This is a genomic window from Halalkalibacter kiskunsagensis (assembly GCF_037027555.1).
Classification (GTDB): domain Bacteria; phylum Bacillota; class Bacilli; order Bacillales; family Bacillaceae_D; genus Halalkalibacter; species Halalkalibacter kiskunsagensis.
Genome location: NZ_JAXBLX010000010.1, coordinates 1 through 22,098, shown reverse-complemented (window position 1 = coordinate 22,098; position 22,098 = coordinate 1). Strand labels below are relative to the sequence as shown.

General features: G+C 36.9%; 21 protein-coding genes. 6 read left to right on the top strand and 15 right to left on the bottom strand.

The genetic code is table 11. The annotated features are described in order from the left end of the window. Positions 1-110 precede the first annotated feature (110 nt). Together SLH51_RS07560 and SLH51_RS07555 are read left to right on the top strand one after the other, a co-directional pair. Positions 111-539, top strand: a complete 429-nt coding sequence (locus tag SLH51_RS07560) for a VOC family protein (protein ID WP_335960371.1) — start codon at positions 111-113, stop codon at positions 537-539. 701 nt (positions 540-1,240) lie between these two features. Then, positions 1,241-1,336 carry a YjcZ family sporulation protein gene (locus SLH51_RS07555; protein ID WP_335960370.1) on the top strand — a complete coding sequence of 32 codons (96 nt, stop codon included), beginning with the start codon at positions 1,241-1,243 and terminating at the stop codon, positions 1,334-1,336. Positions 1,337-1,863: 527 nt separating this feature from the next. Here the strand turns inward: SLH51_RS07555 and glnA are convergent. The 3 genes from glnA to hflX form a co-directional block, all read right to left on the bottom strand. Next, the gene (gene glnA, locus SLH51_RS07550) at positions 1,864-3,213 is read right to left on the bottom strand and encodes a type I glutamate--ammonia ligase (RefSeq protein ID WP_335960368.1); all 1,350 of its coding nucleotides are present in this window, start codon (positions 3,211-3,213) and stop codon (positions 1,864-1,866) included. A gap of 292 nt (positions 3,214-3,505) precedes the next feature. After that, a complete protein-coding gene (locus SLH51_RS07545) occupies positions 3,506-4,759 on the bottom strand; it encodes a methionine gamma-lyase family protein (RefSeq protein WP_335960366.1) in 1,254 nt (417 codons plus the stop codon). 5 nt (positions 4,760-4,764) lie between these two features. Next, entirely contained in the window at positions 4,765-6,057 is a 1,293-nt protein-coding gene (gene hflX, locus SLH51_RS07540) for a GTPase HflX (RefSeq protein ID WP_335960364.1), read from the bottom strand. A gap of 234 nt (positions 6,058-6,291) precedes the next feature. Between hflX and SLH51_RS07535 the strand changes: the two genes are divergently transcribed. Beyond that, complete coding sequence (locus SLH51_RS07535; protein ID WP_335960363.1) at positions 6,292-7,299, top strand: DUF3231 family protein; 1,008 nt, start codon at positions 6,292-6,294, stop codon at positions 7,297-7,299. A 131-nt stretch (positions 7,300-7,430) separates the two neighbouring features. On the opposite strand, the gene spoVK is transcribed toward SLH51_RS07535, so the two are convergent. From spoVK to nikA, 7 genes are all read right to left on the bottom strand, one after another. Further along, entirely contained in the window at positions 7,431-8,384 is a 954-nt protein-coding gene (spoVK, locus tag SLH51_RS07530; protein WP_335960362.1) for a stage V sporulation protein K, read from the bottom strand. A gap of 229 nt (positions 8,385-8,613) precedes the next feature. Beyond that, positions 8,614-9,960, bottom strand: a complete 1,347-nt coding sequence (locus SLH51_RS07525; RefSeq protein WP_335960360.1) for an MATE family efflux transporter — start codon at positions 9,958-9,960, stop codon at positions 8,614-8,616. A gap of 56 nt (positions 9,961-10,016) precedes the next feature. Continuing rightward, a complete protein-coding gene (locus SLH51_RS07520; protein ID WP_335960359.1) occupies positions 10,017-10,787 on the bottom strand; it encodes an ABC transporter ATP-binding protein in 771 nt (256 codons plus the stop codon). Then, a complete protein-coding gene (locus SLH51_RS07515; protein WP_335960358.1) occupies positions 10,784-11,602 on the bottom strand; it encodes an ABC transporter ATP-binding protein in 819 nt (272 codons plus the stop codon). The genes SLH51_RS07520 and SLH51_RS07515 overlap by 4 nt, the downstream gene beginning before the upstream one ends. Further along, complete coding sequence (gene nikC / locus SLH51_RS07510; protein ID WP_335960356.1) at positions 11,599-12,447, bottom strand: nickel transporter permease; 849 nt, start codon at positions 12,445-12,447, stop codon at positions 11,599-11,601. Before nikC ends, SLH51_RS07515 begins: the two co-directional genes overlap by 4 nt. Further along, positions 12,447-13,397 carry a nickel ABC transporter permease gene (gene nikB / locus SLH51_RS07505; RefSeq protein ID WP_335960355.1) on the bottom strand — a complete coding sequence of 317 codons (951 nt, stop codon included), beginning with the start codon at positions 13,395-13,397 and terminating at the stop codon, positions 12,447-12,449. The genes nikC and nikB overlap by 1 nt, the downstream gene beginning before the upstream one ends. Positions 13,398-13,476: 79 nt before the next feature. Next, a complete protein-coding gene (nikA, locus tag SLH51_RS07500; protein WP_335960354.1) occupies positions 13,477-15,039 on the bottom strand; it encodes a nickel ABC transporter substrate-binding protein in 1,563 nt (520 codons plus the stop codon). A gap of 219 nt (positions 15,040-15,258) precedes the next feature. On the opposite strand from nikA, the gene rpsN reads away from it, so the two are divergent. Together rpsN and SLH51_RS07490 are read left to right on the top strand one after the other, a co-directional pair. Then, entirely contained in the window at positions 15,259-15,528 is a 270-nt protein-coding gene (gene rpsN / locus SLH51_RS07495; protein WP_335960353.1) for a 30S ribosomal protein S14, read from the top strand. A 33-nt stretch (positions 15,529-15,561) separates the two neighbouring features. Continuing rightward, positions 15,562-16,590 (top strand): GTP-binding protein, encoded by a 1,029-nt coding sequence (locus SLH51_RS07490; RefSeq protein ID WP_335960352.1) that lies wholly within the window; start codon positions 15,562-15,564, stop codon positions 16,588-16,590. Here the strand turns inward: SLH51_RS07490 and SLH51_RS07485 are convergent, their stop codons facing one another. The 5 genes from SLH51_RS07485 to SLH51_RS07465 form a co-directional block, all read right to left on the bottom strand. Then, positions 16,591-17,394: a TIGR03943 family putative permease subunit gene (locus tag SLH51_RS07485; RefSeq protein ID WP_335960539.1), complete on the bottom strand. Its 804-nt coding sequence runs from the start codon at positions 17,392-17,394 to the stop codon at positions 16,591-16,593. 30 nt (positions 17,395-17,424) lie between these two features. Beyond that, entirely contained in the window at positions 17,425-18,423 is a 999-nt protein-coding gene (locus SLH51_RS07480) for a permease (protein WP_390183831.1), read from the bottom strand. A gap of 175 nt (positions 18,424-18,598) precedes the next feature. Next, positions 18,599-19,564, bottom strand: coding sequence for a CobW family GTP-binding protein (locus tag SLH51_RS07475; RefSeq protein WP_335960351.1), 966 nt, complete (start codon positions 19,562-19,564; stop codon positions 18,599-18,601). A gap of 125 nt (positions 19,565-19,689) precedes the next feature. Continuing rightward, positions 19,690-20,223: a dCTP deaminase gene (gene dcd / locus SLH51_RS07470; protein ID WP_335960349.1), complete on the bottom strand. Its 534-nt coding sequence runs from the start codon at positions 20,221-20,223 to the stop codon at positions 19,690-19,692. 17 nt (positions 20,224-20,240) lie between these two features. Then, the gene (locus SLH51_RS07465) at positions 20,241-21,440 is read right to left on the bottom strand and encodes a GTP-binding protein (protein ID WP_335960348.1); all 1,200 of its coding nucleotides are present in this window, start codon (positions 21,438-21,440) and stop codon (positions 20,241-20,243) included. Positions 21,441-21,609: 169 nt separating this feature from the next. Here SLH51_RS07465 and SLH51_RS07460 point away from each other — a divergent pair, with 169 nt between their 5' ends. Beyond that, positions 21,610-21,951 (top strand): hypothetical protein, encoded by a 342-nt coding sequence (locus tag SLH51_RS07460; protein WP_335960347.1) that lies wholly within the window; start codon positions 21,610-21,612, stop codon positions 21,949-21,951. Positions 21,952-22,098: the final 147 nt, after the last annotated feature.

The window sequence follows — 22,098 nt, the reverse complement described above, 5'->3', positions numbered from 1 at the left end:
AAAGAAGAAAATATTTATATACACAAAATTTGTTTATTATAAATTTATTGTATAGAATGGAAGTGAGCATTTATCTTAGATTTATAATTATAAGATTTGGAGTGATTCAAATGGCTGTTGATGTTTATATTAATTTCAATGGAAACTGTCGTGAAGCAGTAGAGTTTTACGCACAGGTATTCAAAACAGAAAAACCACAAATTATGACCTTCGGAGAATCACCGCCTAGCACAGAATTTGCTCTACCTGAGGAAGCAAAAAATTTAGTCATGCACACAAGGCTTACGATTAGCGGAAGTACGGTTATGTTTTCCGACACTTTTCCAGGAATGCCTTTTACACTAGGAAACAATATAAGTCTTGCTATAGTCAGTACTAACAAAGAAGATATTGAATCTTACTTTCATGCATTGAAAGAAGGTGGCTCTATCGGCATGGAACTTCAAGAAACGTTCTGGAGCAAATGCTATGGTCAAGTAACAGATAAGTTTGGGGTCATATGGCAATTCAACTATGATAGTGGCGAAATGGGAATATAATTTTATTAATAAAAAAAGAATATGGAGCTTTTCTTTAAGAGAAAAGTCCATATTCTTTTTTGTTTTGTGTTTTTATCGATATAATAAAACTTTAGTCTCGGCCATATCATTTTCTTTAAACCAATCATCATTAAAATCGAATCACGAAAAACTGTAGTTAAAGTCAGAGGAGTTTCTGTTGTTGAAATTGAAGAAGAAGATCCACCAATTGAGAAAGAATTCACCTTAGAACTTTATGCTAATATAAATTAAAATTAACTATAGAAACCTAAGTGATTTAATAACAAAAATAGGTATGATTAAAAGGTATTAAATTGTGAAAGCCCCCTCACTAAGTGGGGGCTTTTTAACATTTAAAAAGAGGCTTCACGTTTGTGGGCTAACTTCGCCATCGACAGTAATTCTTGACTAACACTCCATTGTTTAATGACAACAGAATAACTATTCATATTTTTCAAATATTTCTTTGCTCCCTCAGTTAGCTTTTGTAGATCAGGATGAATTTTCACCCTGCCTGTTTGAGCGTATTGCAAATTGCTCTTTACTGTGTTTAACAGGAACTCAGCGCTCTATTACCTTGCCCGCTGTGCATATATACCTCCTTTAAATATCCATTTTTTACAAAGTCCGCTCATTGATCAATACTTTTAAGTGCTTGTTGCATATCTTGTACTATCTTGGTACGAAAGGTGGTGAGCCATATGTCTGATTACAAAAGAGACAATAACTTCGCTTTAATTGTCGTCTTGTTTATTTTATTAATCATCGTTGGTGCAGCTTTTGTAAGATCTTACTAGTAACCGTTTTGCGAGCATTTTTAAAAATGCTCGCTTTTCTGATGACTCTGTCTACTCTCGAAGTTCTTTGTATTTGTTTCATCGTAACAGTACGACAATGAAGCTTAATAACCTTTCTCTCCTCGAGACGATCAAACGCTTCACGTATTTGTTTATAGAAAAGCCAAAACCTTTCTCAAAAGATTCATAGTCTCGTTGCATCAGATCTGTTTAGAATTTCTTTTTAATCTTTTTATATTGACCTGTTTCATTAACACTGACGTACGTGGATCTATACATTCAGCAACATTAGCAAATATCTTTATAGCAATTATCTGGTTTTCCTGTCCTAAGTAAAAGGATCTGATACCATGAGTGAGGCATCAATTTCCTCCTAAATGTAACCGCTGCATTTGATTAACGGTGTCTGAATCTGTAGCTAACTTCATTTACGCCTCCTCCCTCCTTTGACAAATAGCTTTCATACTAAGACCATCAGCAATTCCAAAAAAACCCTCAACACCAATAGTGTCAAGGGTTTGATCATCTTAATAGTTTTGCAAGTATTGGTCACGTTCCCACGGATGTACTTGCGTGCGGAACATATCCCATTCGATTTCTTTTGCTTCCACAAAGTTCTCGACTGCATGTTCACCAAGAGCTTTTACAAGAATTTCATCTTTAATTAAAGCATCAATTGCTTGCTTTAATGTTGCTGGAAGATCATTGATTCCTTCTTCGATGCGCTCTTCTTTGCTCATTACATAAATGTTTCGATCTGTTGCTGCTGGCGGAGTTAGTTTCTTCTTAATTCCGTCAAGTCCTGATGCAAGCATAACAGCCATCGCTAAGTATGGGTTTGCTGCTGGGTCTGGACTACGTACTTCAACACGAGTACTTACACCTCTTGATGATGGAATACGAATTAATGGACTACGATTACGCATAGACCAAGCAACATAAACTGGTGCTTCATATCCAGGTACAAGACGCTTATATGAGTTAACAATTGGGTTCGTAATTGCTGTAAAAGCTTCAGCATGCTTTAAGATACCAGCTAAAAATTGCATTGCTGTTTCGCTTAATTGCGATTCTGTACCTTCATCATAGAATACATTTCCTTCTTTATTGAATAGAGACATATTTAAGTGCATACCAGAACCGTTTACACCGAATAATGGCTTAGGCATGAATGTTGCGTGCAAACCGTGCTTACGTGCGATTGTTTTTACAACAAGCTTAAACGTTTGGATGTTATCGCATGCTGTAATAGCATCTGCATATTTAAAGTCGATTTCATGTTGACCAGGAGCTACTTCGTGGTGAGATGCTTCAATATCAAAGCCCATATCTTCAAGCTCTAATACGATATCACGACGGCAGTTTTCTCCTAAATCTGTTGGAGCTAAATCAAAGTATCCACCTTTATCATTTAACTCTAAAGTTGGCTCACCATTCTCATCATTTTTGAATAAGAAAAACTCAGGCTCTGGTCCAATATTGAACGCTGTAAAACCAAGTTTCTCTGCATCTTTTAATACACGTTTTAGAATTCCACGAGGATCTCCTGCGAATGGAGTTGGTTCCTCGCCTGGTTTACCAGGAAGATAAACATCACAAATGAGACGTGCTACTTTTCCTTTTTCAGGTGTCCAAGGGAAAATAACCCATGTATCTAAATCTGGATATAGATACATATCAGATTCTTCAATGCGAACAAATCCTTCAATAGAAGAACCATCAAACATCATTTTGTTGTCTAGAGCTTTTGATAATTGATCGACTGGGATCTCTACGTTCTTAATCGTTCCTAGTAAATCAGAAAATTGAAGACGAATAAAACGAACATTGTCTTCTTTGACGATACGCATAAGATCGTCTCTCGTAAATTTTGCCATTATATGTACTCCCCTTTCAAAAAACTATCAATGTATTTAGAAAAACAAGTCACATTGTCCTTGTTTAATCTCCTAATGTTCAAAAACTTTCAAAAAAACAATAAGCGCTCTATTCGACTATTTTTCTATTTTCATCGAATAGATAAAGGCACCTACTTATGTATTACCCTAATAATTATTTTTATTCGTATCATCCTTCATGTTACTAGAAGCAAGGTATAGTGTCAACCATTGTAAAATAAGCTCACAACTTGGTATTACTGGATTTGTAATTGCTTTCAAATTAAAAACATTACTGATCATCTAAAATGACATCAACTGCTTGGAGAACGGCAATTTTTACATGCTCATACGTTAATCCACCTTGAACATAAGCAACATATGGAGGACGAATCGGACCATCTGCCGTTAACTCAATGCTTGCTCCTTGAATAAATGTACCAGCTGCCATAATAACAGGATCTTCATAACCTGGCATTGAACTTGGTTGAGGCGAAACATGAGCATTGACAGGTGAAGCTGATTGAATCGCTTGACAAAAAGAAATCATCTTCTCCGCTGTTGGAAAATGAACCGCTTGAATTAAATCAGTTCTTCTTTCGTCAAATTTTGGTGATGTACTCATGCCAACCTTTTCTAATGTCGCTGCTGTGAATATCGCTCCTTTTAATGCTTGTGATACAACATGTGGAGCCAGAAAGAAGCCTTGGTACATTTCTAGTAAACTATACAAGCTTGCCCCACCTTCAGATCCAATTCCTGGGGCAGCCAAACGATACGAAGAAAGTTCCACTAGATCTCTTCTTCCAACAAGATATCCGCCTGTTTTAACAATTCCCCCACCAGGATTTTTAATTAGTGATCCCGCCATAAGGTCTGCTCCGACTTCACAAGGTTCTCTTGTTTCAACAAACTCTCCGTAGCAATTATCAACGAATACAATAACATCTTCTTTAATTGATCGAACAAATTGAATCATTTCCTCAATTTGACCAATTGTAAAAGAAGGACGATCTCCGTATCCTTTTGAACGCTGGATTCCAATCATTTTTGTCTTATTTGTCATTTGACTCCGAATCATTTCTTCATCAATCCAACCAGAATCGGTAAGTGGTACGGCATTATATCCAATCTGAAATTCTTTTAGAGAACCATTTCCGTTTCCACGTATGCCAACAATCTCCTCTAGCGTATCATAAGGTTTACCTGTTATGTAGAGAAGATCATCCCCCGGTCTGAGTACGCCAAATAAAGCCGTTGCAATTGCGTGTGTACCGGAAATAATTTGCGGTCGAACGAGTGCGGCTTCTCCACCAAATACTTCAGCGTATATCGATTCAAGCGTATCCCGGCCAATATCATCATACCCATAACCAGTTGAAGGAGTAAAATGAAAATCGGCAACTTGATGATTACGAAAGGATTGCATCACTTTTGCTTGATTAAATAAAGAGGTTGCCTCAATCTCTTGATGGTGCTCTCTAATTAGTTGTTCCACCTCTAGAACAACTTTCTCTAATTGATCTTGATTCTTCAACGTCAACATATTACTTATTCCTCAACTTTCCTTCTCTTTGGTTCGATAACCGACCTTATCTGTAGTTCATGTCCTAATGCGGTATCAGGTAAAACAAATCCACGAATTTCATGATGTTCTGTTTCTTCATTCCAATCTTGCTTTTGGATAAGAGTTGCTTTACGGCATTTCGAAAGCAACGCTCCTTCATCTGCTTTTAATAACACATGGTATTCAATCATTTGCTCCATTAATTTTTCTTCCATTGCATGCTTTAAACTATTAAGATCATCTTGTTCAAATGCACTAATCTCAATTGAATCCTCATCCGTTGTCGGAAAAAACTCAGCAACCTTTTGTTCGCTTTTGTTGTATACAATTAGTTGGGGAATCGACTCTGACCCTAGTTCTTTTATTAATTGTTTTACCGTTTTCTCATGCTGTTCATAATCAGGGTTCGAACAGTCTACGACATGCAACAATAAATTCGCTTCTTGAAGTTCCTCGAGTGTTGAGCGAAACGCGGCTACAAGAGTCGTCGGCAAATCTTGTATAAATCCTACTGTATCTGAAAGTAACACCTTCATCCCACTAGGCAAATTAAATTGTCTTGTCGTAGGGTCAAGGGTCGCAAATAGTTGGTTTTCCTCTAATGTATCTACATCTGCTAATCGATTTAAGATCGTTGACTTCCCTGCATTCGTATAACCAACAATCGCAACTTGAAAAGCTTCATTTTGCTTTCTACGCTCTCGATAACGCTGCCTGTGTCCTACTACAGCTTCAAGTTGATGTTTAATTTCATCCATTCTTCTCCGAATGTGTCTTCGATCTGTCTCTAGTTGCGTTTCACCCGGACCTTTTGACCCAATCCCACCACCTTGACGTGAAAGAGCAAGGCCTTGACCGGCAAGACGCGGCAATAAGTAAGACAGCTGGGCTATTTCTACTTGTAATTTCCCTTCTCTTGACTGAGCTCGTGAAGCAAAAATATCTAAAATTAATTGAGTTCGATCAATGACTGTTCTTTGGGTCCTTGTATGAACATTGCGAATTTGACTTGGCGACAACTCATCATTAAAAACAATGGTATCTACGTTCATTTCTTCTATAAGCAGAATTAACTCCTCGACTTTTCCTTTTCCAATATATGTAGAAGGTTCAACTTTTGGTCGCTTTTGCATTAGCGTTCCAACGACTGTCCCTTTAGCCGTTTCGACTAAGCTTTTTAATTCATCCATCGATCGTTCAAATGCTACATCATCAGCATCTAACTGACACCCTACTAAGATGACATCTTCTGTTTCTCTATGGTTAATTTCTTGCAACGATTTTCACATCCTTTACTAATGTTCTTATTATCCTTTGTTTCTGCAATCATTTCATACGCATCATACCATGAACGAGCAAAAAAAACAGATTTCAATACTTATGATTGAATGGTTAATTTGTACTCGTAGACCTGAAAGAAACATAAACGAATATTTCAAAAAAATGAAACAAGTAAATAAATTATGAGTAAATGGTCAATATATATATAAAGAAAAAAGGGGGCCAGTATAATGACTACATCTAATCAAGTTACGATTACGTCTTCAGAATTAGGGAACTTATGGATGACTTTTCAAGAAAAAACAATGCTTATGAGATTTTTAGAGCATTTTCTTGAACATGCCGAAGATCAAAACACTCAACAAATTCTAAGGTCAAGTTACGATGCTTCTACTCAAACAGTAGAAACAATTATAAATATCTTTCAGCAAGAAAGAGCTGTTATTCCTACTGGATTTACTAAAAATGACGTTAATAAAGGTACTCCTAAATTATTCGACTATTTGTATGATCCAATGTTTTTACATATGATGAGCAAAATAGAAGTTAATCTTTTTGCCCTCTTTTCAACCATGTCCTATCGTAAAGATATAAGACAGTTTTTTAATCAATTGACATCAAATTCTCAACAAATTTTTGATCAGTGCTCTCAATTCCTTTTAGAGAAAGGAGTTCTTGCTCGTCCTCCATATGTATCCATGCCAAAAGAAGTTGCTTTTGTTCGAAACATTCATTATTTATCAGGATACCAGTTGTTAAAGGAAGCCAGATCTTTAAATGTCATTGAACTTTCTCAAATTCACCATGCAATTGAAACAAACCTAACAGGTATGCAGTTAATGGTGGGTTTTGCCCAAGTAGCAAATGATCATGAGGCAAAGAAATACTTTGTAAAAGGAATGAAATTATCCAAAGAAGTTGAAACAAAGTTAGGAGAATATTTGCGAAAAGATTATATCGAACCACCAGCTACACATGCAGGAAAAGCTACTAATTCAACAGTTGCTCCATTCTCTGATAAGATGATGCTTTATACTACGAACTTGTTAAGCACTTTCGGTCTTGGTAGTAATTCACTTGGTGGTGCTTTCAGTTTACGAAGTGATATACCTTTTACAATGGCACGTCTAGGTAAAAAGGTTTTCAACTTTGCAAAAGAAGGGGGAGAAATTATGATTAAAAAAGGTTGGATGGAGGAACCGCCTCAAGTAGAAGATAGGAGACAATTAACTAAATAAAATAGTATTTGATTCAACTCTGATTCTTAATAATACCATCAAAAAGGCTGTTGAGAACTCCGTTCAACAGCCTTAGGTTATTCTTTAACTATTTCTTTTTCCTTTCTGTACCACAAGGCTTCTTCCACATATTAATTTACCTTTACATGCGAAGAATGAAATTTAAAATCTTCTCGTTTCATCGTCAAAAGCGAATCTCGATCAAATGCATTTTCTTTCAACAGACGAACCGCCTGAAGTCGAATCCCTTCTTCAATTATATTACGTATATAACGACCGTTACTAAATGTCCGTTCTTGTTCCTGTCTAATTCGTCTGATATGTTCTTTAATATGAAATTCTCCTTCTTGAGTTAGCACATACTCCCGTTCAGAAAGCATCCGACGTACCATCTCCATTAATTCATCCGTTGTATAATTAGGAAAATCAATTGCAATGGGAAAACGTGATGGGAGTCCTGGATTAAGCGATAAGAAATAATCCATCTCTCTTGAATACCCTGCTAATATTAAGACGAAATCATGTTGGTGATCTTCCATCGCCTTCACTAGTGTATCAATTGCCTCTTTGCCAAAATCCTTTTCCCCACCTCTTGCTAACGAGTAGGCTTCATCAATAAATAATACACCACCACTTGCTTTTTTTAATACTTCTCTTGTTTTTTGTGCGGTGTGCCCAATATATTCTCCAACTAAATCGGCACGCTCTACTTCCATAAAGTGACCCTTAGCAAGTACGCCCATTTCATGTAGAAATTCAGCAATTATTCTCGCCACTGTTGTCTTTCCTGTTCCCGGGTTTCCTTTAAAGATCATATGGAGAACTTGCTTGCTCGCTTTTAACCCTTGCTCCTCCCGACGCTTGTTAATGAAGAGCCATGCATAAATTTCATTAACAAGCCTTTTCACTTCTTCTAACCCTACATATTCTTCTAATTTTCGCTCGAAGCGAGTAAGAATATCATGCTCTTCTTTTTCTTCTTCGGTTTGAAAAAGTGATCCGTTCTGTCCGAATTTCTCATTTAGTTTATGGTTTAATACTACATTAATCCGCCCTCTTTTTTTGGAGTTAACCGGGTTACTCATGATGTACACCCCTTTGCTGTTCCGTCTTGCAACAAGATACTCTCTTCTCACACTATACGCAAAAATAGGCGAACTTGTGACAACCGCCTACTTAAAGCTTTTCCTTTAGTTAATATAGTAAGAACACAGTCTCCTTATTGTCTATCTTTATCATCTTACGCAGAATGAACAGGAAGGATTCCAATTTAATAATAATGCGACAGTAGTATTATTAGTTTATATAATCAAGTTAACTAAATTTTGTTCGAGTTAATTTCGGTACAAATAATGATAAAAAGAAGGAACGCGCAAGACTAAATAATACAAAGGCGAACCAAATTCCATGATTATGATAGTTAGGTACGAACAACCAAATAGCTAATAAAAATACGAATAATGCTAGGATAATAGAATCTCTAATAGATCCGGCCTCTGTAGCACCTGAAAAAATCCCTTCTAATTGCAAACCCCAAAATCCAACAATAGGAAAAGCTGTCATCCATATTAAGAGCTCAAATGCAGTTTCTTTTACCTCAGTAATCGTTGTGAAAAATGAAACTATATTATCTCCAAATACAAGTATGGTTAAAGACAATATGAATGCGGCAACAAAGCCCCATTTTGCTGATAGAGAGAATGCACGTTTATAAAGGGAGTGATTTCCTCCTCCTATTGCTCTTCCGACAATGATACTCGATGCATTGGCAAATCCGCCAAACAAATACGCCATAATATAGTGAATCTGCAATAGAATAGCATTGGCTGCTAATGTTACTTCCCCCATACTTGCACCCTTTGCGGTAAAGATCCCGGTCATCGTAAGTAAACAAACGGTTCGCAGGAATAAATCTCGATTAACTTTTAACATCTTTATTAAAGGTTCAGACTCCAGTAACATTTGGAGGCTGATGTGCCTTAAACTCACTTTTTCGGTTCGAAAAATGATCCATGCTCCAAATAAAACAGCACTAATTTCGGAGATTATTGTGGCATAAGCAACCCCTGTAACCCCCATTTCGAACACTAAAACAAAAACAATACTTAAAATGATATTTAAGACATTCATTAATATTTGGGTCGCTAAAGATAATCGAACCTTCCCCGTCCCCATCAGCCAACCAATCATTACATAGCTTAGAAGAATAAATGGTGCACCCCAAATTCGAATAGAAAAATAGGTTGCAGCAATTATCGATACCGCTTCGCTTCCTCCGATTAAAAATAAGGCAATCTGTAAAATAGGCTGCTGTAACATGATGAAAAACAAGCCAAATATCACGGCCATAATCATCGGTCGAAAAAACGACAATAGCATTTCTTTTTGATTATTTGCCCCTTGTGCTTGGGCAGTAAAACCACTCGTACTAACTCGGAGAAAGCCTAGAAGCCAATACATCGTATTAAAAATAACGGCCCCAATCGCTACTCCACCAATTGAAGCCGGATCAGGAATTCGTCCAACTACTGCTGTATCAACCGCACCTAATATCGGAGTCGAGATACCTGAAATAATAAGTGGGATCGCGAGTATTAAGTACTGCCTATGACTTAAAGTCAAGTCATTCTTTAATTCTAAAGAAGCTGTCGCTACCTTCATCCTTTTCTCCTTTTACTATTCTTACTTTATGAAAAGATTGTCTCCCTTTTTGGTACTTACTCAATTGACGCTGCTTTAATTAAGGATTTTGTATAAGGATGACGTTCCTCATGGTAAATTCCTTCCAGTCCGAACTGATCGACAATGGAACCGTTTTTAAGGACAATCACTTTTTCACATAAAAATGTTACAGCCCTTATATCATGAGAGATAAAAAGAATAGTCATGTTCGTTTTTTTCTGAAGGGCCTTTAGCAGACGCAAAATTTGAACTTGAACCGTAACATCTAAGCTTGCTGTCGGTTCATCACAGACAAGAAGGGTTGGTTCAATGCTTAAAGCTCTAGCAATACTTACTCGCTGCTTTTGTCCTCCACTTAATTCTCCGGGATAGCGATCGACCATTTTTTTCTCTAACCCCACTATTTCTAAAAGCTCTTCTGCAACTTCTTTTCTTGAAAGGCCTTCTGCCTGTAGAAAAGAAGGGGTGATTTCCTTAAAGTTATCTAGTGGTTCTAGTATACTTTTCCATATCGGTAACTTCGGATTCAACGTACTTGTCGCATCTTGAAAAATCATTTGTACACTCTTTCTGTACTCGCGTAAGAGGGCTCGTTTCTTCGGAGCTATTGGTTTGCCATTAATGGTAATGCGCCCATCTTTATAGGATTCTAATCCTAAGAGTACTCTTGCTAGTGTACTTTTCCCACTCCCACTTTCCCCTACTATCCCAATGCATTCTCCCGCGTTTACACGAAACGAAATGTTATCCAAAGCGTGAACGCTTTTAGAATAATGTTTTGATAAACCATCTACGACTAGACTCATAAGGAAATCACTCTTTCCTTTCGTACTGATTCGTCTTCAGGAAGGGAAAGCAAACAAGAACATAGTTTTTTTGTATATGGATGCTTATGATGACAGCGAATCTGTTCTGGTAAACCTTCTTCAACGATTTCACCTTGATGCATCACATACATACGATCCGTTCGCTTATAAGCTTGGGCTAGATCATGAGTAATCATTAGGACAGCACAACCAGTTTCCTTCCGAACTTGATCTATATAACTTAATACTTTCTCTCCATTCATTACGTCCAATGCCGTTGTGATCTCATCACATATAATTAAGGCTGGTCTTAATGCCAAGACCATTGCAATGGCAGCACGTTGAACCTGTCCACCACTTAATTGAAACGGATAACTATGGTAAACTCGTTCTGAATTCAGACCCATTTCACAAAGAACCCGAAAAGCTATGTTCTTTGCTTCTTTTTTTCGAACCAATTGATGTGTACAAATAGTCTCAATCATTTGCTTTCCAATCTTAATAAATGGAGTAAAGCTCCCACGGTAATCTTGAAAGATAATGCCTATTTCTTTCCCGAGAAGTTTACGGTGTTCTTTTGATGTGATCTTTATCAGATCATCGTTCTTATATAAGATACGGCCACTTACATTCATTTCTAACGGAAGAAGACCCATGATGGCTCTCGCTGTTAAGCTTTTCCCGCTACCACTTTCTCCAATCAAACCAACAATCTCCCCCTTTTTCACCTCTACATTGACTTTTCTCAAAAGCGACTTTTCACAAACTCTATTCTCAACATGCAAATTTTGTATGGAAATAAGAGGCTCGCTCACAAATAATCCCTCCCTTTTCGAATATCAAAATAACTTTTTAACCCATCTCCTAGTAAGTTACAACATAAAACGGTTAACATGATTGCAAGTCCTGGGTAGATCATAAGAGAAGGCATCACTTGAAAGTATCCTCGGCCATCGTTAAGCATCGCTCCCCATTCTGGGATAGGTGGTTGCGCTCCAAGACCAATATAGGACAATGCAGAAATTAGTAAAATTACTTTCCCAACGTCAATAGCGGCCATGACAATAATGTCTGGCATCACTTGAGGTAACAAATGCATACGGATCGTTTTGAACGTACTAGAATAAGAGACCTTTGAAACTAAAACATATTCTTTTTCTTTTTCCGTAAGAACTAAACCTCGGACAACACGAGCATAAACAATCCACCTTACTAAAACAATCGCAATGATAATATTGATTAAACTAGGCCCTAACATACCAGCTATCGCAATGGCTAAAATAAAATCAGGAAAAGCTATAATTCCATCTATGATTCTCATAAAAAAAGCATCAATTCTCCCACCAATGTAACCTGAAAGGAGTCCAATTGGAACGCCTATACATACTGCCATAAGGATGGCAAACATCCCTAAACCAACCGTTAACTTCGCACCGAATACAATTCTTGAAAGAACATCCCGACCTAATTGATCCGTTCCTAGCCAATGAGCAGATGACGCGCCTTGCAACCGGTTGCCCATATCGATTTGAAAGGGATCATGAGGAACGAGGGCTCCACCAAGAAACGTAACACCTGCAATAAGTATAGCAAGGAGCATTCCAATACTCATATTAGGATTACGGAGGAGTCGAGAGGTTTTAATCAATGTTGTTTCCATTACCCTAACTCCTTCCCTTGCTTTATTTGAGGATTAATCATCAAGTACAGTAAATCTACGATAAGGTTTGTTATCACTACTAGGAAACCTACAATAAGAATATAACCCTGAATGACCGGATAATCACGCTGCATCACGGAATTCACAATCAGTTCCCCCATTCCTGGCCAAGAAAAGAGAATTTCAATAACGGTGATTCCCCCAAGAAGACTGCCAATGCTTAATCCAAACATGGTAACCAACGGAATCAGACTCCCTCTCAGTGCATGAAAAAGAAGAATACGTTCCTTTCGTAATCCTCTTGCTTTTGCTGCTTCAATGTACGAGCTTTGCAACGTCGAAATGAGTCGTTCTCGTAATAATCTAATATACATTGGAGCCATTGCAACCCCAAGAGTAATCGATGGCAAAACAAAATGAGCGAATGTACCTTTCCCCATTACGGGTAATAGGTTGAGTTTTAAAGAGAAAAAATAAATTAACAACAACCCAAGCCAAAAGCTTGGAATAGAAGCTCCGACCATTGCCATCCATCTACTTAAATAATCAGGCCAACGCCCCTCATAAACAGCTCCTAATATTCCAAGTGGAACTGATACCAAAAAGAGTACCAGCATGCCTCCTATCGATAATGCAACCGTCGCCGGCAATCTACTCATAATCATGTCCATTACTGGCCTTTTAGCGATGAGAGATTCTCCTAGATCTAATTGTAAAACACTCCATATCCACCGACTATATTGCACTAAGATTGGTTGATCAAAGCCATATTCTTTCATTAATCGTTCCTCTTCAGCTGTTGTAGAAATCACATCATCTACTTTTAAAATAGCTCTAATAGGATCACCGGGTGTAATTTTCATTAACAAAAAAGTCACAAAAGAAAGGATTAAAACCATTATGACTAATTGGAGCATTCTCGAACCAATAATAGATAAAATTCTCCGCATGTTACTCACCTGCCAAACATCAATTTATAAAAAGCTAACAAGAAAAGTGAAAGTATCTTAAGACACTTTCACCTTCCTATTATTCTATCTCCATTTTATTGGTAATTAAGTAGTATTCTTCGGACCCTGGACTCCAGTTCTTAACACGTTCATTGACGCCTACAATAATATGAGGATATAAAATAAACGATTGTGGAACCTCATCCTGAATGATGGCAACAGCTTTCTTTTGCAAGGCAGCTCGCTCTTTTAGATCGGCTGTCACATTTAGCTGTTTCGTAATTTCATTTAGTTCTGGAATATCGATTTGCCCTGGATTTAATGAACCATCTGGTAAATAAGCAACATTTAAGAAATAACCGCCGTCTCCTCGAGGTGCCGTTAAAATAGAGTACGTCACAAGATCCCATTCATCCTGTTGATCCCATAAATAACTATCAATGTTCTCAACCGTTATTATATTGATCCCAATTCCGAGACTTGCAGCTTCTGCTTGTAAGTATTGCGCCATTAATGGAAGTTCTGGCCGTCCTTGAAAAGTTGCCAATGTTAATTCAAGAACCTCTCCCCCTTTTTCCAATTTGCCATCTTTATTCTTCTCATACCCAGCTTCTTTCAGTAAAACCTCGGCTTTCGCTGGATCATAGCTTTTTGGCTCTTCTTCGCTTGCAAATGCAAAATCAGGATGGAACGGTCCATTTGCAGCTGTTGCATGTCCATTCATGATCTCACTTACTGTTACAGGACGATTAACGAGTAAATCTAGCGCCTTTCGAACTCTTACATCTTGTAATGCAGGATTTGCTGCATTATAAAGAATGAAATGAGCACGTAAACTTGAAACTGATTCCACACGAAGATTTTCACTATTTTCGATTGGGTCTAACGCCTCAGGAGGCAAATGATAAGCAATGTCCGCTTCACCTGATTGAAGAGCAAGTGCCCGTACATTCCCATCAGAGTTAAACTTTATTGTCACATCATTAATGTTTGCTGCCCCGTCCCAATAATCTTCGTATCTTTTTAGCTTAATCTCTGCTTCCGCTGTAAAGTCAGCTACTTTGAATGGGCCTGTTGCGATTGGTTGTTCACTAATATTTTCTTCGTCTGCCTTAATAATAGAAGCATTCGTATGCACTAGTTCAGAAAGGAACGCTGGATACTCTTCTGTCGTAAAAAAGGTAATTTCCTGTCCGCTCGCTTTCATAGATTCAATTTTTAAGTTAGATGCAATCGCATCATTCACGTCAATTACACGCTCAAACGAAGCTTTTACAGCCTCTCCATCAACCGGTGTTCCATCGTGAAATGTAACACCATCTTGAATGGTAAACGTCCAAGTTCTCTCATCGTTTTGCTCCCATGATTCTGCTAACCATGGCTGGATTTGTAAGTCTTCATCAATTTTTACTAACGTTTCTGCAATACCTGCACGAACACCCATCCAGTCCTGATGAGGGTCTATCGTTTTAGAGGCAAAACTAAACAACATCGTTAAAGACTTATTCTCTGTCTCAGAAGACTCACTTTTATTTTCCTCCTGTGCGTTAGAAGCAGTTTCCTGACCGCCGCTATTACACCCCGAAACAAAAATGAGAAGTACGGCAATAATCATATAAAAAATTGCATGTTTTTTATTCATAAATATTCAACTCCTTTTTTTAATAGAAAATAACCACCACAAACCGTAATGGTTATTATTTACACTCAATTACTATATATAAAAGTATATTAGGTCGTCAATAACAAATCGTAATTATTACGACTTTTTTGGTGTGTAACTTTACTTTTTGTATTTTTTGCTCTAAAATACAAATCGTAATGATTTTGATTATCAAATTATTAAAAAGGTGGTATCATAATGGCCAAAAAATCAAAGGTTGCAAAGGAATTGAAAAGACAGAAGCTTGTCGCTCGATATGCAGAAAGAAGAAGAGAATTAAAAGAAAAAGGTGACTATATAGGGCTTAGTAAGCTTCCAAGGGATTCAGCCCCAAGTCGCTTAACGAGAAGATGCGAAATGACTGGTAGACCGCGTGCTGTATTGCGTAAATTTAGACTCTCTAGGATTGCATTCCGAGAGCTTGCTCATAAAGGTCAAATTCCAGGTGTTAAGAAATCAAGCTGGTAATATTCAAGATATGGAAATAGGGATGTGTGAAAATTGGAACAACGAAAACCTCTAACAATCATAACAGGTTTCTCAATAAAGGATAAATGTGATTTAATTAAAGAAATTCAAGGAAGTAAACAATCAAAAATAAAAGTGATTCTTTTTCGCCCTACCGATGTTAACTTAGTAGTTAATTCAGCAGATCCCTATCCTCTTACACACTTTATTGGTGAAGCTGTTCATGAGTTAGAGATAAATACATTGACCAATCTAATCACTACTCTAGAAGAGATATCGAGTCACAGAAATGTAGACGAGATCCTTTTAGATATTTATCCAACCTCAGATATAGATTCACTTTTTGATTGCTCAATTTCTCAAAATAACCATCAAAATTGGTACCTTAAGTCCCATATTCATGTAATTGATGCACGGGACTTTTGGTTTTCTTATTTTTCTGAACATGGGATTGAGTTAACGAACCATACACTCGAGTATACATTAGGCGAAGCACTTATTAATCAGTTAGAGCTGGCTGAAATGATTTACATCTACAATACAAACCAGCTTTCACATGAACGACTTGGTGAATTAATGGTGTTTATACAAAATTTACAACCTAAAGCTTTAATAAGTGTAATGAACGATAGCGACTGGAGAGGCGAAGATAAAAAGAATGCTTTTAACATGAAAGCAACCTCTTCCCTCTATGTTGATCAAATTAACCTTTTCTCCTCTAGGAGTAACCTGAAAGTAATAGGACAATATGGCATTGATACCTTTGTATATCAGAGCCACTTGCCAGTCGATTTTAATCGCTTAGAACAGTTTTTCACGAAAATCCCTGGTGAGGTCTTTCGAATGAAAGGGAGATGCTATAGCCCCTTTACACAAGAGATCCATTGCATCTCCCAAGTTGGGTCTAACATACAAGTTGAAACTTCTAAAATGTGCTCGACAAAATCGATAGATATGTTAACTGAGTTTCTTTTCATTGGTTCTGAATTGAATCAAGAAGAAATTATAACGATGCTAGATGACTGTTTACAAAATAAATATAAAGACATAATTGCTTATTAACTATGGGTACACATATGGATCTATTGGAGATTGAATTTCTTCCCAACTGCTAACATTAATAATAGGAAAAAGTATGCTATCACCCTTTTGGACGTTCAATTCTCCTTTTACACGGATCCATGAATTCTCTTGAATTCCAAAGGATGCTCCGTTCTCAATTACGATTCCAGTGGCATGAGCATCCGCAACACAATGGGTTACAAGAAATCTAGTAATAATTGAGTGATTACTAGTAAGAGAATCATCTTCTAGTATAAACCCCTCTAACACAATTGATTTTCCCACAAAACTATTCGGATAAGTAGTAATAGCACCGATGTAACTTGCAAAATTTTCATTATTAAAATGAATGACAGATTGCTTTAACATTTCTTTTACTCTTCTCTCCAACTGACCATCAAGTATGTCATGTTCTTCCAAATGACCATGATCATGGGTTGAATAGCTAATTCCTCTTTTAAGTGCTTCTGCTGCGCCAAAATCTTTATACGGGAGAAGAAACCCTGTCAGAAGTGGCATAATGATTAATCCGTAAGCAAAAATGGTTTTTAACGTTAAACCTCCTTCACCAGCATCATGATTGCATCCCCAAAGACCACACTCACTATGATCATTCTCAATTTGTAAATGTGTGAAAATACGAGGTACTTGAATAAAAAATAAAAATAAAAAAATAACGGAAGCTATTTGACTGAAATAGAGATAATTCGGATTAATAAATCGAGTAATCTCCCCAGTCTCATGTAAAATGAAAATAAATACAGCAAACAGCAATAAAACGAAAGCTTTTACCGCTTGTCTTATTTGTATATGTACGATCGTCTCTCCCTCCTTTTATATCCATGGATGAACGAAAAGTAGGAGCCCTAATACAGCACCTGTTATGACCATCATAAGAACAATAACAAAACGAATATTAAATACAGCCATCATCATAATCGTATTTTTCAAATCAAGCATTGGACCATAAATTAAGAACCCCAGTAATGAAGTTTGTGGAAAGAGATGTCGAAATGAGGCAGCAATGAACGCATCAGCTTCAGAACATAAAGAGAGTAAATAAGCAAGACCCATCATCACAAGTGTCGATGCAAGGATCCCCTCCCCTAAACCAAGAATCGATTTAGTCGATATAGATGTCTGAACAAACGCTGCTAAAATAGCTCCCATAATTAAAAATTTCCCCATATCAAAAAATTCATCAATCGCATGCTCGAACATTGCCTTTAGCCTCTTGTCCAGAGGTTGTTTAGAAACCGTCTGTGCTTGGATGGCAAGTGATTCCTTGCTTCTTTTTAATTGATTTGACTTATAAAGAATACAAATGATTCCAGCAATGATTATTGCAATCACTAACCCTAGGCCCATCCTTAACATGGCCATCCTAAGATTTTCACCAAAAGCCATATAGGTAGAGAACACCACGATTGGATTAATTAATGGACCTGTTAACAGAAAACCTACTCCAGCAAATAAGGGAACTCCTTTGGCGATTAAACGGCGAACAATAGGAACGATTCCACATTCACAAGCAGGAAATAAAGCACCTATTAAACAACTTGTAATGACAGCTAACAATTTATTCTTGGGAATGAGTCTTTTAAGGTGCTCTTCCGTCACAAAAACTTGAATGATCCCTGCTATAAAAACACCAATTAAAACAAATGGGATTGCTTCAATTAATATGCTAAGAAAAATCATATTAAAGGTTAGCAGTGACTCCGGAAAAAACAAGTTGCTTATTGTAAACTGATCATTAAAAAATATGATCATAACCGCGATTCCAAGAAGAATAAAACCAATCACTTCTGTAAAATTATGTTGAGTCCGCATTTTTATTAAAGCCCTCCATCTTTTGTTTATTTATATATATGCGGACAAGATGTCAACATGAACATAAATCATAATAGTTACGTTTTAATATTAGTGGTATTAAATCCATCTATTTCGTTTTTATTTAGTAATTTAAAAGACGTCAGGATTCATAGAAATCCTAACGTCTTGGCTATTATGATGGAGCACCTGCTTTTTGAATGCTCCGTTCCCATTCCTTTTTAATTTCCTCCTCATTCAGCTCGATGCCAATAAGAACTAAGTATGAGTCTCCGATGTAAGACGAGCGTTCCCAATTTACGCGTTTCATGACATGCTGCATGAGGTATGTACCATCCCCAAGCGATAAATATCCTTTTGCACGCAGAAGATTCGATTTCCACTTTTTGAGAAATGTTTCAATTTCAGTTGTGCTGGTTTGGGACGATAGTTTTAGTGTAATACTATTGATACGAGAATAAGAGTGATTGTGGTGATTGTTATGCTGTGGTTCCCCTTTAATTCGAACCTTTACGGTATGCTTGGGAGACTTTAGTTGATATAATATTGGATTTAAATCGATATTACTGTAAGTTGAGAAAAAAACTCTCGACGTTGAATTTTGTTTTATTAAGACTTTGTATATTTTTTGTTTTTTTGATTCTGACACTAAATCGGTCTTATTTACAATAAGTAAATCGGCCACTTCTATTTGTCTCCTAGTTGTTTTCACTAATTCACGATCCGACTCAAACAAACTATTGTAAGATAGAATATGTTCAGCATCAATTAACGTAATGACTTTTTCTAAATACACAGTATTAATTAATTCCGGTTCTGTTAATGAATCAGCAACCTCTTCTGGATTAGCAACACCCGTTAATTCAATAAAAATAACATCAGGCTTTAATGCAATTAGCTTTTTCATACTCTGAACCACTTCACTTTTTTTATTGCAGCAAATGCATCCATCTAACAGCTTTTCAATTATTTTACTCTTCCCAGAAAGGCTTTCACCATCTGTATCCGTTTTGCCGATTTCATTCATCAAAACAGCAACCGATAGATTTCTCTGAGAACACTCTTGAAGTAGTCGCTCTAACAGCGATGTCTTTCCACTTCCTAAAAACCCACTTAATACAAATACAGGTATCTTAGACATCTTTTCAACCTCCTATTTAACGATCTTCTTATACCTATAGCGAACAAATCGTAATTATTACTATTTATTGACTTGATAAAAATAGAACTCTCATAATAAAAGAGTTCTATTTTCCTAAAACCATTTCACTGTATATCCTTATAAATTGCGCTTTGCGTTGCTCCTTTTTGAAAAAGATATTTCCCATTGTATGGATCAGCTTTTTCATTTACTTCGGCAAACACGAGTTGACAGATTCTACGACCAAGTGTTAGTTCAATCGGAAGACGATTAGCATTAAAAAGTTCTAGTGTGATTTGGCCTTCAAAACCCGGATCAACCCATCCTGCATTTTGAATAAATAAGCCAAGACGTCCTATTGAACTTCTTCCTTCTACAAAAGCCGTTACATTATATGGCAATCTAATCGTTTCAACCGTTGTTGCTAATAAAAAAGTTTGAGGTGGCAAAATAATTGATTCATTACTTGAAATAATCTCACGGTAACTAGCGGACTTATCAAGTGTTATCAAACCTTCTTTATACTCATCAATCGTCACAAAATGATTTCCTAATCGTAAATCAACAGATGCTGGCTGAATCTGCTCATTGGTAAGAGGAGAGATCTCCAACTCGCTATTGTTAATTTTTGATAAAATCGTCTTCCCAGATAAAATCAATTTATTTCCCTACTTTCTTACGCCTTCTGCAAATTCCAATCAAACGGATCTTCTAACGTTTCCCAATCAGTTGTGAATTCAGTATCTGTTAACAGGCAACCGTCTAATTCTTTCGTGATTTTTTCTATGTCTAAATCAGTTCCTATGAATACAAGTTTTGTATGTCTGTCACCAAAATCAGCATCCCAATCGTCTACTAAATGAGGGTTTTCCTTTAGTATTTGTTTTTGTTCTGTTTTTGGAAGGCTAGCGACCCAATAGGAAACGGGCTCAATTGACACAGAGGGCCCTGCTTGAGACATTAATAAGGCTAGATTGTTTCTTGTTGCACACCATGCTATTCCTTTTGCTCTCACAATGTTATTTGGCATATTGTTAACCCAGTTATAAAATCGCACCGAGTGAAATGGCTCTCTTCTCATATAAACAAAAGAAGAAATCCCATACTCTTCTGTTTCTGGCGTATGTTGCTCGTGCCCAGCTGTCAGTTCACGAATCCATCCAGCTGAATTGCTTGCTTCTTCAAAGTTAAACAAATGTGTATTCAAGATTTCTTTAGGATCAACCTCAGCTTGAACAGAGCGAATGATCTTTGCCTTTGGTTGCAATGTTCTTAATACTGTTTCTAGTTTTTCTAACTCTTGTTCTGATACAAGATCACACTTATTTAGAATAAGAACGTCACAGAATTCTATTTGATCGATAAGTAAATCAGCAATCTCTCTTGTGTCATCCTCACCTAACGATTCTTTTCGATCGAGCAAGCTATCTCCTGAACGAAAATCTTGCCAAAAACGATTCGCATCAACGACAGTCACCATCGTATCTAAACGGCAAAATTTTGTTAAATCAATATTTAATTCCTCATCTATATATGAAAAAGTTTGAGCTACTGGCGTTGGTTCACTAATGCCAGTTGATTCAATGACGATATAATCAATATTTCCAGCAAGAGCCAACTTCTTTACTTCAATTAATAAATCTTCTCTCAATGTGCAGCAAATACAACCGTTAGACATCTCCACTAATTTTTCTTCGGTTCTTGATAACTCGCCGCCTTGCTTAACTAATTCAGCGTCAATGTTGATCTCGCTCATGTCATTCACTATAACTGCCACTTTCAGTCCTTGACGATTTTTCAAAATATGATTTAATAAAGTCGTTTTCCCTGACCCGAGGTAACCACTTAAGACTGTTACCGGAATAGTGTTATTCATAAATACCTCCTGTCATCTCAACAAATCGTAATGATTACTATTTTCATATTTTAAACTAGGTCTTCACTATTGTCAAAGGGTTTCCATTAACTAGCATCTGTTTGAACGTTGATTTATACGGATAAGATATAAGAAACGAATTCATACTACATAAAAAGGAGGGTGGAAAATGGAAAAAGAACACCATATTCATGAAAAACATCCACATAAGCACAGTGTGGCTTGTGGTCATACAAAGATTAAGCATGATGATCATATTGATTACGTACACAATGGTCACCTTCATCATGAACACAATGGACATTGGGATGAGTGCAAGATTCCTGTTACAGAGAATAACCCCGATGAATGTCTTCCCATGAATTGTGGTTGTACTCACGATGGAGATTGCGGTCACGAACTAGTACCTCATGGCGATCACATGGACTATTTAGTCAATGGACGCTTGCATCACGTTCATGGCGATCACTGTGACGATCACGGACCTGTAGAATTAGTAAGTGTTCACTAACCCTATATACCCAATTACTTTAAGGTGGAACTAATTGGAACATAAACATCCCCTTGCAAAGCAAGAGGCTACTGAAAAAGTCCTTTTTAGCAGATTCGAGGAAGTAGCAATGGCTCCACACGTTGCGCGGCTGCTATGAGAAACCCA